Source organism: Peteryoungia rhizophila, assembly GCF_004912145.1.
In the GTDB taxonomy this organism is placed as follows: domain Bacteria; phylum Pseudomonadota; class Alphaproteobacteria; order Rhizobiales; family Rhizobiaceae; genus Allorhizobium; species Allorhizobium rhizophilum.
Genome location: NZ_STGT01000001.1, coordinates 242504 through 258244, shown reverse-complemented (window position 1 = coordinate 258244; position 15741 = coordinate 242504). Strand labels below are relative to the sequence as shown.

19 protein-coding genes are annotated in these 15741 nt (G+C 61.4%); 7 read left to right on the top strand and 12 right to left on the bottom strand.

The annotated features are described in order from the left end of the window. Window positions 1-49: 49 nt before the first annotated feature. Entirely contained in the window at window positions 50-517 is a 468-nt protein-coding gene (locus E9677_RS01320) for a hypothetical protein (protein ID WP_136556300.1), read from the top strand. A 135-nt stretch (window positions 518-652) separates the two neighbouring features. Here E9677_RS01320 and E9677_RS01315 read toward each other — a convergent pair whose 3' ends face one another. Together E9677_RS01315 and E9677_RS01310 are read right to left on the bottom strand one after the other, a co-directional pair. Continuing rightward, a complete protein-coding gene (locus tag E9677_RS01315) occupies window positions 653-1339 on the bottom strand; it encodes a L,D-transpeptidase (RefSeq protein ID WP_136556299.1) in 687 nt (228 codons plus the stop codon). Between the two features lie 90 nt (window positions 1340-1429). Then, window positions 1430-2248 (bottom strand): L,D-transpeptidase, encoded by an 819-nt coding sequence (locus E9677_RS01310; RefSeq protein WP_136556298.1) that lies wholly within the window; start codon window positions 2246-2248, stop codon window positions 1430-1432. 211 nt (window positions 2249-2459) lie between these two features. Between E9677_RS01310 and E9677_RS01305 the strand changes: the two genes are divergently transcribed. Next, window positions 2460-3089, top strand: coding sequence for a DNA-3-methyladenine glycosylase I (locus E9677_RS01305; RefSeq protein WP_136557148.1), 630 nt, complete (start codon window positions 2460-2462; stop codon window positions 3087-3089). Here E9677_RS01305 and E9677_RS01300 read toward each other — a convergent pair whose 3' ends face one another. The 6 genes from E9677_RS01300 to relB form a co-directional block, all read right to left on the bottom strand. Continuing rightward, window positions 3090-3794 carry an HAD family hydrolase gene (locus E9677_RS01300; RefSeq protein ID WP_136556297.1) on the bottom strand — a complete coding sequence of 235 codons (705 nt, stop codon included), beginning with the start codon at window positions 3792-3794 and terminating at the stop codon, window positions 3090-3092. A 98-nt stretch (window positions 3795-3892) separates the two neighbouring features. Then, window positions 3893-4291, bottom strand: coding sequence for a CopM family metallochaperone (gene copM / locus E9677_RS01295; RefSeq protein WP_136556296.1), 399 nt, complete (start codon window positions 4289-4291; stop codon window positions 3893-3895). 65 nt (window positions 4292-4356) lie between these two features. Continuing rightward, window positions 4357-4752, bottom strand: coding sequence for a hypothetical protein (locus E9677_RS01290; RefSeq protein WP_136556295.1), 396 nt, complete (start codon window positions 4750-4752; stop codon window positions 4357-4359). Between the two features lie 46 nt (window positions 4753-4798). Continuing rightward, window positions 4799-5545, bottom strand: a complete 747-nt coding sequence (locus E9677_RS01285) for a hypothetical protein (RefSeq protein WP_136556294.1) — start codon at window positions 5543-5545, stop codon at window positions 4799-4801. A 3-nt stretch (window positions 5546-5548) separates the two neighbouring features. After that, window positions 5549-5818 carry a type II toxin-antitoxin system RelE family toxin gene (locus E9677_RS01280; RefSeq protein WP_136556293.1) on the bottom strand — a complete coding sequence of 90 codons (270 nt, stop codon included), beginning with the start codon at window positions 5816-5818 and terminating at the stop codon, window positions 5549-5551. Beyond that, a complete protein-coding gene (gene relB, locus E9677_RS01275) occupies window positions 5802-6029 on the bottom strand; it encodes a type II toxin-antitoxin system RelB family antitoxin (protein ID WP_136556292.1) in 228 nt (75 codons plus the stop codon). Before relB ends, E9677_RS01280 begins: the two co-directional genes overlap by 17 nt. A 154-nt stretch (window positions 6030-6183) precedes the next feature. Here relB and hisS point away from each other — a divergent pair, with 154 nt between their 5' ends. The 4 genes from hisS to E9677_RS01250 all read left to right on the top strand — a co-directional run bounded on the left by hisS (window position 6184) and on the right by E9677_RS01250 (window position 10447). Then, on the top strand, window positions 6184-7842 hold the full coding sequence (gene hisS / locus E9677_RS01270; RefSeq protein ID WP_136556291.1) for a histidine--tRNA ligase: 1659 nt from the start codon (window positions 6184-6186) through the stop codon (window positions 7840-7842). 184 nt (window positions 7843-8026) lie between these two features. After that, window positions 8027-9148, top strand: coding sequence for an ATP phosphoribosyltransferase regulatory subunit (locus tag E9677_RS01260; protein WP_136556289.1), 1122 nt, complete (start codon window positions 8027-8029; stop codon window positions 9146-9148). Then, a complete protein-coding gene (gene hisG / locus E9677_RS01255; protein WP_136556288.1) occupies window positions 9145-9840 on the top strand; it encodes an ATP phosphoribosyltransferase in 696 nt (231 codons plus the stop codon). Before E9677_RS01260 ends, hisG begins: the two co-directional genes overlap by 4 nt. A 7-nt stretch (window positions 9841-9847) precedes the next feature. Beyond that, on the top strand, window positions 9848-10447 hold the full coding sequence (locus E9677_RS01250; protein ID WP_136556287.1) for a class I SAM-dependent DNA methyltransferase: 600 nt from the start codon (window positions 9848-9850) through the stop codon (window positions 10445-10447). 73 nt (window positions 10448-10520) lie between these two features. On the opposite strand, the gene E9677_RS01245 is transcribed toward E9677_RS01250, so the two are convergent. Continuing rightward, window positions 10521-10970 (bottom strand): DoxX family protein, encoded by a 450-nt coding sequence (locus E9677_RS01245; protein ID WP_136556286.1) that lies wholly within the window; start codon window positions 10968-10970, stop codon window positions 10521-10523. Window positions 10971-11177: 207 nt separating this feature from the next. After that, window positions 11178-11618, bottom strand: coding sequence for a hypothetical protein (locus tag E9677_RS01240; protein ID WP_136556285.1), 441 nt, complete (start codon window positions 11616-11618; stop codon window positions 11178-11180). 748 nt (window positions 11619-12366) lie between these two features. Between E9677_RS01240 and E9677_RS01235 the strand changes: the two genes are divergently transcribed. Beyond that, window positions 12367-13296: a lytic transglycosylase domain-containing protein gene (locus tag E9677_RS01235; RefSeq protein WP_136556284.1), complete on the top strand. Its 930-nt coding sequence runs from the start codon at window positions 12367-12369 to the stop codon at window positions 13294-13296. A gap of 87 nt (window positions 13297-13383) precedes the next feature. Here E9677_RS01235 and groL read toward each other — a convergent pair whose 3' ends face one another. Both groL and groES read right to left on the bottom strand, forming a co-directional pair. After that, window positions 13384-15024, bottom strand: a complete 1641-nt coding sequence (groL, locus tag E9677_RS01230) for a chaperonin GroEL (protein WP_136556283.1) — start codon at window positions 15022-15024, stop codon at window positions 13384-13386. 68 nt (window positions 15025-15092) lie between these two features. Then, a complete protein-coding gene (gene groES, locus E9677_RS01225) occupies window positions 15093-15389 on the bottom strand; it encodes a co-chaperone GroES (protein WP_076392581.1) in 297 nt (98 codons plus the stop codon). Between the last annotated feature and the right edge of the window lie 352 nt (window positions 15390-15741).

The following is a 15741-nucleotide window of genomic DNA, read 5'->3' as shown; positions in this document are numbered from 1 at the left end:
GATTTCTTCTAGAGTGAGCCTCAGGATGGTACATCCTGGAAGGCCGATCATGTGCACTAGACCCTTGCTTGCCGCGCTGTTGTTTCTCTGTCCCATCGCTCTATCGGCCGAGGCGGCGGAGCGCATTTACTGCGCCTCTTCCGATCCGGTGGTCGACCTGTCGCTCGAAAGCGGCTTCAGCAGCAAGGACCAGGAAAAGCTCGTGCATTTTCGCGGCATGGCGGGCGTCAAGGACAAGGCAGCCCCTTCCGGCTTTCGCCGTTTCCAGATCAGTTCGAGCATGTTGCGCCAGTATTGGATCGATGATCGCGATCTGCGCTTCAGCATTCATGCGTTCGCACCGGAAAGGGAGCCTCTCTTTCGGGTCACCATGTCGATGATCACGGACAAGAGTTCGGCCACGCGCTTCAAGGGCCGTTACGACCTGAAGGTCGAGAAGCTGAAAATGGGCAGCACCGTCGGCGCCGAGACGATCATCGCTCATGAAGGCGCCATTTTTTGCGACATCAAGCGTTGACGCCAGAACCGGCAGCAGGCGCGGACTCAGCCCTGGTGCCTGCGAAGATTACACCTTCAAGCCACCAGCATCAGGTCACGAAAAAGGCCGCGCTTTAGGGGCGCGGCCGTTCTTAGCTCGGTGATGGAGGCTGGCTCAGCCGCCGAAGATCGTGCGCAGGATATCCACGCCCTTGTCGTCGAAGGAGACGTCACCCTGGCGACCGCCGGGGCCGATCACGATTACCTTGGAGCCGATCGACGCGCGGTCATAGAGGTGCTCGACATCCTTGTTCATCATGCGGATGCAGCCGGACGACATGTTGAGACCGATCGTCCAGGGCTGGTTGGTGCCATGGATACGGAAGATCGTGTCGCGGCCGCCCTTGTAGAGATACATGGCGCGTGCACCGAGCGGATTGTCGGGGCCGCCTTCCTGCACGACCGGCAGGATATGGCCCTTGGCTGCTTCGCGGCGGCGCATTTCTGCCGGCGGGCGCCATGACGGCCATTCCGCCTTGCGGCCGATCTTCACCACGCCCGACCAGCCGAAGCCTTCGCGACCGACGCCGACGCCGTAACGGGTCGCGCGGTTCTTGCCCTCGACATAGTAGAGAAACTTGTTGTTCGTATCGATGATGATCGTGCCCGGCTTCTCGTCCGTCGTCAGGCGCACGACCTTGCGCTTGAACTTGTCAGGCACTTCCCTGCGCTGCTGCGCAACGAGCGTCACGTCACTGGTGGTCTGGATGCGGTCGAGGCTGATGGCAGATGCCGGCAGCGGCATGGCAAAAGTCACCGCAAGCATGGCCGCGGTGACGCTCTTCGTGATGGTCTTGAGCATATCCTATCCCCTGAATTTGCAGGGTTGAAGCCTAGCTTCTTCCTTTTGCAAAGCAAGGGCTAATCCACGCTTTGTGATCGGCTCAGTGCCTCAGATCACAATGACCTTGGTGCCGACCTTCACCCGCTCATAGAGATCGGTGACATCCTCGTTGCGCATGCGGATGCAGCCGGAGGAAACCCCGTTGCCGATCGACCACGGGGCGTTGGTCCCATGAATGCGGTAGAGCGTTGAGCCCAGATAGAGTGCGCGGGCGCCGAGCGGATTTTCCGGACCGCCGGGCATATGCGCAGGCAGGAAGTGGCCCTTGGCCGCCTCGCGGGCGATCATCTCCTGCGGCGGGCGCCAATCCGGCCATTCGCGCTTTGATGTGACTTTGTGCGTGCCGGCCCATTCGAAGCCCGGCTTGCCGACGCCGACGCCATAACGCTTGGCCATGCCGTCTGCCATGACGAGATACAGGAAGCGCTCGCGCGTATCGATGACGATCGTGCCCGGCTTCTGCTTGGTCTGGTACTGAACCATCTGCGGCAGGAACTGCGGGTCGATCTGGGTGCGAACCGGCTTGTCCGGCCGCATCGCGACCTGCTGCGTGGACGGCTGCTGCTGCGGAAAAAGCACGCGACGCTGCTGGACGAGACGACGCTGTTGCACCGGCTGCTGGCGAAGCACCTGCTGCGGCTGCACGACCAGCCGTTGGCGGCCGGCCGGAACGACCTGGCGCTGGCGCTGCGGCATCGCGGAACTGCGCGTCTGCGCGGGAACGCCACCCAGTTGCAACACCCAGGAGGCCTGCAGATCAGGGCTCACCATGACCGGCGGACGGCTCTGATAGCGGTCATTGGCATGGGCGGGCAGGGCAAGTGGCAGGCAGGCTAGAACGGCCAACAGCAGGGATTTCTTCGACATCGGACAACTCATGAACTTGGGACCGGATGCGGCGGCAGGACATGCCGCCAATTCCACCGGATCGTGCCAGAGCCAGCGCGCCAATTGGTAAAGAGGCATTCATGAAAATGCGATCGCGGCCGTAAACCTTTCGGAAGGGTTAGCGTCCGGTTTGGAAAACTCGTGAACAAATGGTAAACGCGTTTCCGCATCGGGGGAGAATCGCATGGACATGATCGCGGAAGGCCTGATCCGGGGAGAAGACGGTCTCGACCGGTGCTTCTGGCATGGCGGGCTGGAGGACTATCGCCGCTACCATGACGAGGAATGGGGTCGCCCGGTCACCGACGAGATCAGGCTCTTCGAGAAGATCTGCCTCGAAGGTTTCCAGTCCGGCCTCTCCTGGCTGACGATCCTCAGAAAGCGAGAAAACTTCCGCGCAGCCTTCGCCGGCTTCGATTTCCATCAGGTCGCCCGCTTCGGTGATGACGACATAGCCCGATGCCTCGAGGACGCCGGCATCATCCGCCACCGCGGCAAGATCGTCTCGACCGTCAACAACGCCCGCCGCGCGATCGACCTGCAGGCGGAATTCGGCTCGCTCTCTCGCTACTTCTGGAGTTACGAACCCGATACCTCGGAACGCCCACCGCGCATGGACTACGCGACACTCAGGGCCAATCCGACATCGCCCACCTCGATCCGCCTGTCCAAGGACCTCAAGAAGCGTGGCTGGAGCTTTGTCGGCCCGACCACGGTCTATGCCTTCATGCAGGCCATGGGCTTGGTCAACGACCACATCGAAGGCTGCTGTTGCCGGGCCCGGAACGAGAAGTTGAGGTCCGAGTTCATTCGGCCTTAATCAGCCGAGACCGGAAACGAGATCGGGAACATGCCCGAGATCCGGGATCTCGCGGAAGCGCGGCGCCTTCTCGGGTTTCTCGACATGCTCCAGCACCCAGGTAAGCTCATGCGGCACGAAAATGCCCCAGGCGCCCGTCGCGATCGCCGGCACGATGTCTGATTTCAGCGAATTGCCGATCATCATCGACCGCTCCGGTCCTTCGCCATGTTTGCCGAAGATCCGCCGATAGGTGGTGGCGGTCTTGTCGGAGACGATCTCGACCGCATCGAAATAGTCGCCGAGCCCGGATTGCGCCAGTTTGCGTTCCTGGTCGAAGAGATCACCCTTGGTGATGAGCACCAGGAAATACCTGCCTGCCAGCGCCTCCAGCGCGTCGCGAGCATGCGGCAGGCATTCGACGGGATGGCTCAAGAGATCGCGGCCGATGGCGAGGATCTCGCTGATGACGGAGGAGGGCGCACGCCCCTCGGTGATCTCGAGCGCCGTCTCGATCATCGAGAGGGTAAAGCCTTTGATGCCGAAACCGTAATGGGCGAGATTGCGCTTTTCGGCCTCCAGCAGACGTTCTGAGACATGGTCTCCCTCGGCAAACTCGGAGAGCAGGCCGCGGAAATGGCTTTCGGTCAGCTTGTAATACTGCTCGTTCTGCCAGAGCGTGTCGTCGGCATCGAAGCCGATCACGGAGACAGGGCGGTTGGACATGACGCCTCCTTTTCGATCAGGAGGGGCAGACTAATCCGTCTCTCGGGCAAAGCAATGGCGCCCGAAAGCGCCATTGCAGTTTCCAGATTTGGCAGGTCTTACTGACCGTTTTTGGCGAGCCACTCTTTCATCATGGCGATCTCGCCTTCCTGGGCGGCGATCACCTCTTCGGCGAGCTTGCGGATCTCGGGATCCTTGCCGTGTTCGAGCACAATCTCCGCCATGTCGATCGCGCCCTGATGATGCGGGATCATGCCCTGGACGAAATCGACATCGGCATTGCCGGTGAGCGGCACGGCCATGTCCTTGTGCATCTTGGCATTGGCCTCGGCAAAGGCCTTGGACGACGGGCTGTCGCCCATCGCGCCGTGATCCATGCTGCCATGGTCCATGGAGGACATGTCATGGCCCTGATGCATGGTGTTGTCCTGGGCCAGGACAGCGGACGTGGAAAGGGCGGTCGCAAGCGACGCCGCAACGAGAATGGTCTTCAGCATTGAAATCTCCTGTGCTGATCGATGATGGGATTGCGCGAAGCCAAAGGCTGCGCGGTGTCATCGGATCAGGCGCGGGGAGGGGGCGTCGCAGGTGCCCTCAGCTGTGACACGAGCCTTGAGGGAAGCGCTGAGGCTTCTGCAGCCCGTGCCGGCTTGCCGCTGTCGGCAAGCACGGTATCGGCGGGCAGCGTGAGACAGGCCGCGCAATGCCAGACCGATTTCATCGGCTTGGAAGGATGATCGAGATCGCTATCAGCAGCATCCGCGACGGAAAGTCCCGCAGCCGAATGTGGACAATCGATATCTGCCATCTCCGTTGATGAAGCGACTGGCTCGCCAAGATCGCCGCTCGCATCCATCGCATGCGCCGCAGGCATCGCCATGGCCGACATGCCGGTCATGGGCATGGCGCCATAGGCAAGGGCAGCAATGAGCAGCAGAAGGCGGGCGAGTGATGTCATGGAGGGAAGATGGGCTGCGATCGGGACGAAAGCAAGGCCGTGCAATTTACCGCGCAATCACATGATGCAGGATCTGGTAGTCCCGGCTTTCCTCGCCGAAGGGGATCACCGGCCAGTCCCACTCGGCCCGGACATCCCCCAGATCTGCTCCATGCATCAGATCGACCGTTTCGTGACGTCCCCCGCTGCGGTCGATGACCGTGTAGCTGATATCTGTGACGAGGCAGGTCTCGGCCGAAACCTGCGCCAGACCCTCGACATGCGCGCCGATCACCTGACGAAGAAGGGGGCCCTTGTCCGCTTGACCGTCCAACCGTCGCGCGGCGCCAATCCCGATCTGCGACAGCAGATTGGCTGAGACAACGAGATCGAGATAGGGCACCTGTCGGAGAAACGCGAGCGGTTCCAAAGGCTGGCCGTCAAGCAGCGGATCGAGCCCCGAGAGATCCCGCTCGATCAGCCGGACATTCTTCAGCCGCTTCATCGCCAGCCAGCCCCGCACGCTGGCGAGATGCACGAGATCGACGAGCACCACCGTGTCGAACAAGCGCGACAGCTCCACGACCGGCACATCGCGCAACAGCCCGGAACCGAGGACCACCACCGTCCGCCGCTGCCGGCATCCTTCAGCCGCCGCGAGAATGGCCGCCTTCGTCCGGCGCTCGTGCTCGGCCCAGGCTGTGGCGCAACGGTTTGCCCGCGCCCAGAGATTGACAGAGGAACGGATGAAGAGCCGATGCGCGGCCGAGGTCAGCGGCCAACTCGCGGCATAGTTCAGGGCTTCGAGGATCATGTCTTACCGATAGACGGAGCTGCGATGGCCGATCTCGACCACGAGCACGATGAGTTTGCCGTCCTGGATATCGCAGATGATCCGGTAGTCGCCAACTGTGTAGCGCCAATAGGCACCGAGTTTGCTCCCTTGGAGCGGGTCTCCAAAGCTTCTGGGATTATCGTGTTTGGCAAGCCGCTCTTCCAGAAACTGTTTTATACGGCGGCGAATGACGGGATCGAGTTTGTCGATCGTTTTCCGAACGGGCTGACGATACTCAATCGTCCAGGCCACGCCAGAACTCCTCGGAGCTGACAACCTTGTCCTCGCCGCTCTTGATGCGCTTCATGGCCTCGTCCGCCGCAGCGAGATCCTGCAGATTCTCCAGTTCGCGCTGGATCATCTGACGCAGATAGTCATCCGGCTCGGCACCCGCCTCTGACGCGTATTCGACGATCAACTGATGCATTTCTTCCGGCATCTCGAGCGTGACGCGCTTGTTCATCGGTCCAACCTCTGGTTTCGAGTGCAAACTTACCACCGAACACACCCGTTTTCCAGCATCCGGCCTCAGCCGCGCCCGCCTTCGCCCTTGCCGCCAAATCCTTGATCCTCTAAGACACCGGCACCTTTTTGAAACGAAAATTCCGGTTGTCATCATGAGCGATAAGAACAAGAAGCCCCAGAAGCTGAAGGCCCGCCTGCCGCGCGGCTTCGTCGATCGCGAGGCTGCCGACATCCGCGCTGCCAACCAGATGATGGAGACCATTCGCGAGGTCTATGAGCGCTACGGCTTCGACCCGATCGAGACGCCGCTCTTCGAATATACCGACGCGCTCGGCAAATTCCTGCCCGACAGCGACCGCCCGAACGAAGGCGTCTTTTCGCTGCAGGACGATGACGAGCAGTGGATGTCGCTGCGCTACGACCTGACCGCCCCCATGGCCCGCCATGTCGCGGAGAATTTTCAAGCGATCCAGCTGCCGTTCCGCACCTATCGCGCCGGCTACGTCTTCCGCAACGAGAAGCCGGGCCCGGGCCGTTTCCGCCAGTTCATGCAGTTCGACGCCGATACCGTCGGTGCGCCGGGCGTCCAGGCCGATGCCGAAATGTGCATGATGATGGCCGATACGCTGGAAGCGCTTGGCATCAAGCGCGGTGACTACGTGATCCGGGTCAACAACCGCAAGGTTCTGGACGGCGTGATGGAAGCCATCGGCCTTGGCGGCGAAGAGAATGCCGGGCGGCGTCTGGGCGTGCTGCGCGCCATCGACAAGCTCGACAAGTTTGGCCCGGAAGGCGTGAAGCTGCTGCTCGGCGAAGGTCGCAAGGACGAGTCCGGGGACTTCACCAAGGGGGCAGGACTGAGCGAGCAGAACATTGATCGAGTTTTGCGTTACGTAACGACTGGTTACCACGAGGGTTCGGCGGAGATCTCTAAGGCCGCTAGAGCTGGTGGAGAGACCTCCCCATTGATGAATTTTCCGGGTGAGGATGTTTATCCTTCGGACAACATGTCTATCACCGCGTGGCGTGATGCCGTCGGTGAATCCAAAACAGGCCAAGAAGGTGTCAGCGAGCTGGAACACATGATCGGACTGTGTAGAAGCGCCGGTTACGGACCAGGTCGCATCTGGTTCACAGCGTCCGTCGTCCGCGGCCTCGAATACTACACCGGCCCCGTCTACGAAGCCGAACTCACCTTCGACGTCACCAATGAAAAGGGCGAAAAGGTCGTCTTCGGCTCGGTCGGTGGTGGCGGGCGTTATGATGGCCTCGTCTCTCGTTTCATGGGCCAGCCGGTCCCGGCGACGGGCTTCTCGATCGGCGTCTCGCGCCTGATGACGGCGCTGAAGAACCTCGGCAAGCTCGGACAGGACGACGTGCTCGGCCCCGTCCTCGTCACCGTCATGGATGGCGATGTCGAGAGCATGGGCCGCTACCAGCGCTTCACGCAACAACTGCGCGACGCCAAGTGCGAAATGTTCCCGAAGGGCATTCGCGCCGAAATGTACCAGGGCAACTGGAAGAAGTTCGGCAACCAGCTGAAATATGCCGACCGCCGCAATGCTCCCATTGCGATCATTCAGGGCAAAGATGAGCGCGAGCCCAAGGATGAGAACGGAAACGCTCTCCCTCCAGTGGTGCAGATCAAGGATCTGATCGAGGGCAAGCGTCTCTCCGGCGAGATCACCGACAATGCCGAATGGCGCGAAGCCCGTGTGGCGCAGGAAGTCGTGGCCGAGGCGGACCTGGTCGCCAAGGTCAAGGAAATCCTCGCCGCCCAGGCGGAAGACCGTCGTCGGGCGAAGGGATAAAGCACCCTATGCGAAGCTTGCCCCTCACCCTAACCCTCTCCCCGCAAGCGGGGAGAGGGGACGTGCCCCAGGCGCGGACGGCGTCTGGCCGAAACGCTGCCGTTTTCGCCTTCTCCCCGCTTGCGGGGAGAAGGTGCCGGCAGGCGGATGAGGGGCAATCCTTCCCAATCGCAGGACCAACCCCATGCCACTGACCGACATGCCGGATTTCGCCGGCACCATCCTGCAGGAATTCGTCTCGCGCGGCACCACCCGCGTCGACACGCCCGTGATCCAGCCGGCCGCCCCCTTCCTCGACATGGCGGGTGAAGACCTGCGTCGGCGCATCTTCCTGACCGAGAACGAGCGCGGCAAAAGCCTCTGCCTGCGCCCGGAATTCACCATTCCCGTCTGCCTGCGCCATATCGAAACCGCGACCGGAACGCCGAAGCGCTATGCCTATCTCGGCGAAGTCTTCCGCCAGCGCCGGGAAGGCCCGCAGGAATTCTACCAGGCCGGCATTGAAGACCTGGGCGACATCGCGGTCGCCGCTTCGGATGCCCGCGCGATTTCAGACAGCGTCGCCATCCTCACCCGCCTGCTGCCGACCAAGCCGCTCGCAGTCACCCTCGGCGACCAGTCCGTTTTTGAGGCCGTGGTCAAGGCGCTCGGCCTGCCCGCCGGCTGGCAGAAGCGCCTGATCCAGGCCTTCGGTAATCCCGATCAGATCGACCAGCTGCTGCGGAAGCTTGCCACGCCGACGCCGGTGCCAGGTCTCGATCCGCAAGTGTCAGAGTTGCTCGCAAGCGGCGACCAGGACGCCCTGATTGCGCATATCGATGCGACCATGCAGGAAACCGGCTATCTCACCAATGCCAGCCGCACGCCGGCCGAGATCGCCCGCCGCCTGAAGGAAAAGCTGGAGCTCTCGGAGACCCGGCTAGACGGTGCGGCCCTGCTGCTGCTGCGCGAATTCCTCTCGCTCGAACTGCCGCTTGGCGATGCTTCGGCAGCCCTTGCCGGTTTTGCTGATGCCGCCGGCTTGAAGCTCGGGCAAGCTCTCAGCCGCTTCGACGAGCGCGTTGCGGCGCTTGCCAGCACCGGCGTCGATCTCGACCTGATCACCTACCGCGCCGCCTTCGGTCGTCCGCTGGATTATTATACCGGCCTCGTCTTCGAAGTGGCGGTGAAGGACAAACCCGCAGTCCTCGCCGGTGGTGGCCGCTTCGACCGACTGCTGACGCTGCTCGGCGCCGAGACCCATATTCCGGCCGTCGGCTTCTCGCTCTGGCTGGACCGCATCGAGATGGAAAGGAGCGCAAAATGACCATCACCATCGGTCTGCCCTCCAAGGGCCGCATGAAGGACGATGCCTCCGCCATCTTCGAGCGTGCCGGCATGAAGATCGTTGCCGTCGGCAATGACCGCTCCTATCGCGGTCGCGTTGAAGGCTTCGATGAAGTCGAGATCGCCTATCTCTCGGCCTCCGAGATCTCACGCGAGATCGGCAATGGCACCGTCGATTTCGGCGTGACCGGCGAAGACCTGATCCGCGAGGGGCTGGCGGAAGCAGACGCCCGCGTCGAGATATCGGCCCGCCTCGGCTTCGGCCATGCGGATGTAATCGTGGCCGTGCCCGAGGTCTGGTACGATGTCGACACCATGGCTGATCTCGGCGACGTCGCCGCCGAATTCCGCACCCGCCATGGCCGGCGCCTCGCGATCGCCACCAAATACTGGCGCCTGACGCAGCAGCATTTTTCGCGCCAGCACGGCATTCAGCTTTATCGCATCGTCGAAAGCCTGGGCGCCACCGAAGGCGCCCCCGCTGCCGGCCAGGCCGATATCATCGTCGACATCACCTCGACTGGCTCGACTTTGCGCGCCAACCACCTGAAGGTGCTGTCAGATGGAGTCATCCTGCGCTCCGAAGCTTGCCTCGTGCGCGCCAGGAAGCCCGAGCATGAGGGCAATCCTATGATCGGTCGCATCGTCGAGGCCATCAGCGGCGTGCTCTGAGGGCCCCATGTCACACGCGGATGCCATTCCAGGATTGTATGCGCGTCACGCCGAAGCCTTTGATCGCGTGCGGGGAAGAGACCTCTTCGAGCGTCCTTGGCTCGATCGGCTTGTCGCACCGTTGCAGCCCGGTGCCCATGTGCTCGACCTCGGATGCGGCTCTGGCGAACCCATCGCGGCGGACCTTATCGGCAGAGGCTTTGTCGTCACCGGGCTCGACGTGTCCGAACCCCTTGTCCGCCTCTGCCGTGAGAGGTTCCCGGCACACGACTTTCATGTCGGCGATATGCGGGATCTGTCTCTCGATCGGACATTCGATGCGATCGTCGCCTGGCACAGCTTTTTCCATCTCACGCCTGAGGCACAGCGGGCGATGTTTCCGCGCTTCGCATCACATGCCGGCAGTGGTGGCACCCTGATGTTCACATCGGGACCGGCAGCCGCTGTGGCAATCGGCGAGTTCGAGGGCGAGCCACTCTATCACGCGAGCCTCGATCCCGAGGAGTATCGATCCCTCCTGTCGGAAAACGGCTTCGTGGTCCTGCAGCACGTGGTCGAAGACCCCGCATGCGGCGGCGCAACCGTCTGGCTGGCGCAAAAGGCTTAGTGGCAGGCACAGATACGAAAAAACCCGCCGGATCGCTCCGGCGGGTTTCTTTTTGCCTTGTGGGGCAGGGATATCAGGCGGCGACGGCCTGTGCCGAACCGCGGCGTGCGTCGATCGAGTAGGCGCCGGCGCCGACGATGGCAAGCGCGATATAGCCGCCGGCCAGCGTGATGTTCTTCATCACCATGATCTGGTTCAGCGTGTTGATCCAGCCGAGTGCGCCTTCCGGCCAGCCTTCGATGGCAACCGTGCCGGTGTGGAAGACGAGACCGGTGAATACGCAGAACAGTGCGACGGTCCAGGCAGTGATCTTGGTCTGGAAGCCGACGAGGATGAAGAGGCCTGCGACGAGTTCGAAGAGACCGGCGGCGTAGGCGAGCAGGTCGGCAGCAGGCAGGCCGGCACCCGAGATCATGCCGGCGGTTCCGGCAGGGTCGGCAAGCTTGCCGAAGCCCGACATGATGAACATGAAGGAGAGGAGAACGCGGACGAGAACGAGAAGTGTATTATTGGTGGACGACATGGGGGAGGCTCCATTTGGCGTTGATGCCTGAAACCCCTGTTTCACCGGTGGTCTCAGTTCCGGGAGCCTAGATGCCTGCTTTTTTGTCGCAGGCATAGATGAACAGTCTTTGACTGATCGTTCACAAAAAGGAAACGATAAGAGGCCAGCATCAGCTTCCATGCCCCCCCATTGATTGAGGCCACAGGGTGCTGGCTTGGCGGGATCTCAGGCGGGCGTGACGGAGGCTGTCGTCGGCAACTGGAAACGCGGGAAGATGAAAAGCCCGACCATGTTGCCGCCGGTGTTTTCGAAGCCGGAGGACTCGCCGATGCAGAAGACCGGCTGGCGGTGCTGGGATGCCGCGACGATGGTGGTCGAGTAGCAGAAGCGGGACGGCTGCGTGGCGGCCTGTTCGAAGAGCCGCAGAATGTGTCCGCGATCCGCCGGATCATAGCAGCGCATGACCGTCAGCAGCCCGCATTCATGCGTGTTGAGGCCGTGCAGCGCGCGCGCACTCTCCCCCAGTTTCAGAAGGCCGTTAGTCAGGTCGCCCGTCCAGTCTTCCGACAGGCCGAAGCGGCAGGCATGCTGTCCCAGCAAGCCGTCTCCTTCCTGTTCGCTCACCATAAAGGTGGTCGCAAGATCTGCATTCGCGATTTTGAACAAGGCGATCCCCAAGTCGATAGCCAGAACTGGCCCCAATTTTTCCAGCCCTGGAGATTTGCTCTCCAAAGCCGACCCCCATCCGGCCAAAACCGGAAACGCTGGCGAACGGATGCCCGTTCACCAGGTTCCTCAAGCGATCCGCCAAACCGCAGACACCGTGCTTCCGTCCTTCGGGAACACACGATGTCGATGCTGAGACCTTTCGGTCGATCCGAAGGGTCAGCAGGCGTAAACCACCGTCGCGAGTTGCCCCCGTCGCCACGATGCGTGCTCTTTGCGCGCAAGCTAGAGCAGGCTTTCAACCGTCTCCCACAAGAAGGTTGAAGAAGAAAATCTTGCACGCGCCGGAATTAACGGTTTCGATACCATGATTTATTCAACGTGAAAACGGCTCACGTTCCGAATTGGTGCAGGAACTGTTTCAATTCTGAAAGCTTAAAAGTATTAGAATGATGAAATATTAAGAATATTGGATAAGGTGGGCAACTCGACTCGACTTGCCGCCGATCTCCGGTGCGGCGCAATTTGTTGCATGGGGCAGGCTACTGTCAACCGCTGCTGACAGATGCGGCTGCTCCATCTTTGGGCGCACCACGAGCCAGCACGTAAACAGGGCGACCCGGGGTCGCCCTTCTCGAAGACTGAACTTTCTGGTCCAGATGAAAGGCCGACAAGGCGAATCGATTGCGCTGGTGGCGAAAGCGAATACGATCGGATCCATCTTTCCGTCGACGGGGGGCAGGTCTGGATGGATATCACGCGGCGAGCCCTCATTCTTGCGGGTGGCATTCTCGTGACAGCGGTCGCGTCCGGCACCACGAGCGCGCATGCCGAGCCGCCGATTTCAACAGACGAGCCGGCATGCCTCTATGCGGGCATCTATGGCTCGTCTTCTCTTTGTATCAGGCGTGACAGCTTCAACGCCGATCTCTGCCGCGCGATCGGCCATTTTTCGGAAGTGCACGACGTGCCTCCTGCGTTTTTCGCTCGCCTGATCTGGCGGGAAAGTCTCTTCCGGCCAGAGGCGGTCAGTCCGAAAGGGGCGGAAGGCATCGCCCAGTTCATGCCCGGTACAGCGCGCATGCGCGGGCTAACCAACAGTTTTGACGTGCTTGAGGCGCTCGATGCGTCTGCCGGCTATCTGGTCGAACTGAGGACCCGCTTCGGAAATTTCGGCTTCGCTGCGGCAGCGTACAACGCCGGCGAAAATGGTTTTTCACGATTCCTGTCCACCGAGCGCCTGCCCATCGAAACGCGGGACTATGTCTTCGCCATCACTGGTGCGACGGTCGAGATGTGGCGGGATCAGCCGCCGGAGATCGCAGCGCCGACATTGGACGAAACCTCGAGCTTTCAGGATGCCTGTGTGGTTCTCGCAGACAAGCGCCGGATGAAGGAGCCAGTCTTTGCAGGCTCTGCTGATTGGGCGCCATGGGGCGTGCAATTGGCCGCACATTTCCGCCCAGCCATCGTCGACCAGCTGTTCACGCGCGCCCTCAGCCGCCTGCCGGCGCCACTCAACGCCGAGCGCGCCCTGATCGTGCGCCAGCGCGGCGGCAATTTCGGCTACAGCCCCCGCTATGCCGCAAGGATCGGCCGCGAAACCCGTCAGGAGGCGAACAAGCTCTGCGCCGACATCAGGGCTGCGGGCGTTCCTTGCACTGTTTTCAAGAACTAGCAGCGCTGGCCATGAAAAAGGGCGACCCGAGGGCCGCCCTTCTCGAATACTGAACCGGTTGGCTCAGATTGTAAGACCCGATGGGTCTTACATCATGTCCATGCCGCCCATGCCGCCCATGCCGCCTGGCATGCCGCCAGCCGATTCCTTCTTCGGAAGTTCGGCAATCATGGCTTCGGTGGTGATCAGCAGCGAGGCAACCGAAGCTGCGTTCTGCAGGGCCGTGCGAACAACCTTGACCGGGTCGACGATACCCATGGCGATCATGTCGCCATATTCCGACGTCTGGGCGTTGTAGCCGAAGTTGTCGGTGTCGCCGTCGAGGATCTTGCCAACAACGATGGATGCTTCGTCACCGGCATTGGTTGCGATCTGGCGAACCAGCGACTGCAGGGCCTTGCGCACGATGTTGATGCCAGCTTCCTGGTCGTCGTTTGCACCCTTGACGGTGATCTTCGTCGAGGAGCGCAGGAGTGCGGTACCGCCGCCGGGGACGATGCCTTCCTGAACGGCAGCGCGCGTTGCGTTCAGCGCGTCGTCGATGCGGTCCTTGCGTTCCTTGACTTCGATTTCCGTCGAGCCGCCAACGCGGATCACGGCAACGCCGCCGGCGAGCTTAGCAAGACGTTCCTGCAGCTTTTCGCGGTCGTAGTCAGAGGTGGTTTCTTCGATCTGCGCCTTGATCTGCGCAACGCGACCTTCGATGTCCGACTTCTGGCCGGCACCGTCGACGATCGTGGTGTTTTCCTTGGTGATCGAGATCTTCTTGGCGCGGCCGAGCATTTCGAGCGTGACCGACTCGAGCTTGATGCCGAGGTCTTCCGAGATGACAGTGCCGCCCGACAGGATGGCGATGTCTTCCAGCATGGCCTTGCGGCGATCACCGAAGCCAGGAGCCTTGACGGCAGCGATCTTCAGGCCGCCACGCAGCTTGTTGACGACGAGCGTAGCAAGAGCTTCGCCTTCGACGTCTTCAGCGATGATGACGAGCGGCTTGCCGGTCTGAACGACGGCTTCGAGAACCGGCAGCATAGCCTGGAGGTTCGAGAGCTTCTTTTCGTGCAGGAGGATGTAGGCGTCGTCGAGATCGGCGACCATCTTTTCCGGGTTGGTCACGAAGTAGGGCGACAGGTAGCCGCGGTCGAACTGCATGCCTTCGACGACTTCGAGTTCGGTCTCAGCGGTCTTGGCTTCTTCGACGGTGATGACACCTTCGTTGCCGACCTTCTGCATGGCTTCAGCGATGTCACGGCCGACCTGTGCGTCGCCGTTTGCCGAGATCGTGCCGACCTGTGCGACTTCTTCCGAAGTCGAGATCTTCTTAGCCTTGGCCTGGAGGTCCTTGACGACTTCTGCGACGGCCAGATCGATGCCGCGCTTCAGGTCCATCGGGTTCATGCCGGCTGCAACAGCCTTGTTGCCTTCGCGAACGATGGCCTGGGCAAGAACGGTTGCAGTCGTGGTGCCGTCACCGGCGATGTCGTTGGTCTTCGAAGCAACTTCGCGGACCATCTGGGCGCCCATGTTCTCGAACTTGTCTTCAAGTTCGATTTCCTTGGCGACCGATACGCCGTCCTTGGTGATGCGCGGTGCGCCGAAGGACTTGTCGATGATGACGTTACGACCCTTGGGGCCGAGCGTTACCTTCACGGCGTCAGCGAGGATGTCGACGCCATGCAGCATCTTTTCGCGCGCGGTGCGGCCAAACTTGATTTCTTTAGCAGCCATTGTCAAAACTCCCGGGCATCTAGCCCATTGGTGAATTGTTAAAGAGGAAGACGGGTATCAGGCTGAGATCAGCCGATGACGCCCATGATGTCGGCTTCCTTCATGATCAGCAGGTCTTCGCCGTCGAGCTTGACCTCGGTGCCGGACCACTTGCCGAACAGGACGCGGTCGCCGACCTTGACGTCGAGAGCGATCTGCTTGCCGCTTTCGTCGCGGGCGCCAGGGCCAACAGCGACGATTTCGCCTTCAGCAGGCTTTTCCTTGGCAGTGTCAGGAATGATGATGCCGCCCTTGGTCTTTGCTTCGGACTCGACGCGCTTGACTACAACGCGGTCGTGCAGCGGACGGAAAGTTGTGCTTGCCATTGTCTAATCCCTCGATCAAATGACATTCGCGGACCGCAGAGCGGGTCCGCATCGATACTGTTAGCACTCGCTCTTGGTGAGTGCCAGCGAGCTTGAGATAAGAACAGCGCTCGACCGAGTCAAGCGCGTTGACGAAAAACATCGCTGCTGTCCCGTCCCGCCGATGCGCTTTTTCCGTCCCGACGATTGCCTGGCGACTCGCCGCTGGCCGGCTTCCCAGCCGGCTCCGTCTCGTCCCCCGCAAGCCATTGAAGTGTTTGACAGCTCCATTCAGATCTGAAAATGTCGAGGCGTGGAGTGCGCGAAACCTCCATGAGGCGCCATGCCGGAATTTCGCATCCGTCATTCTCCA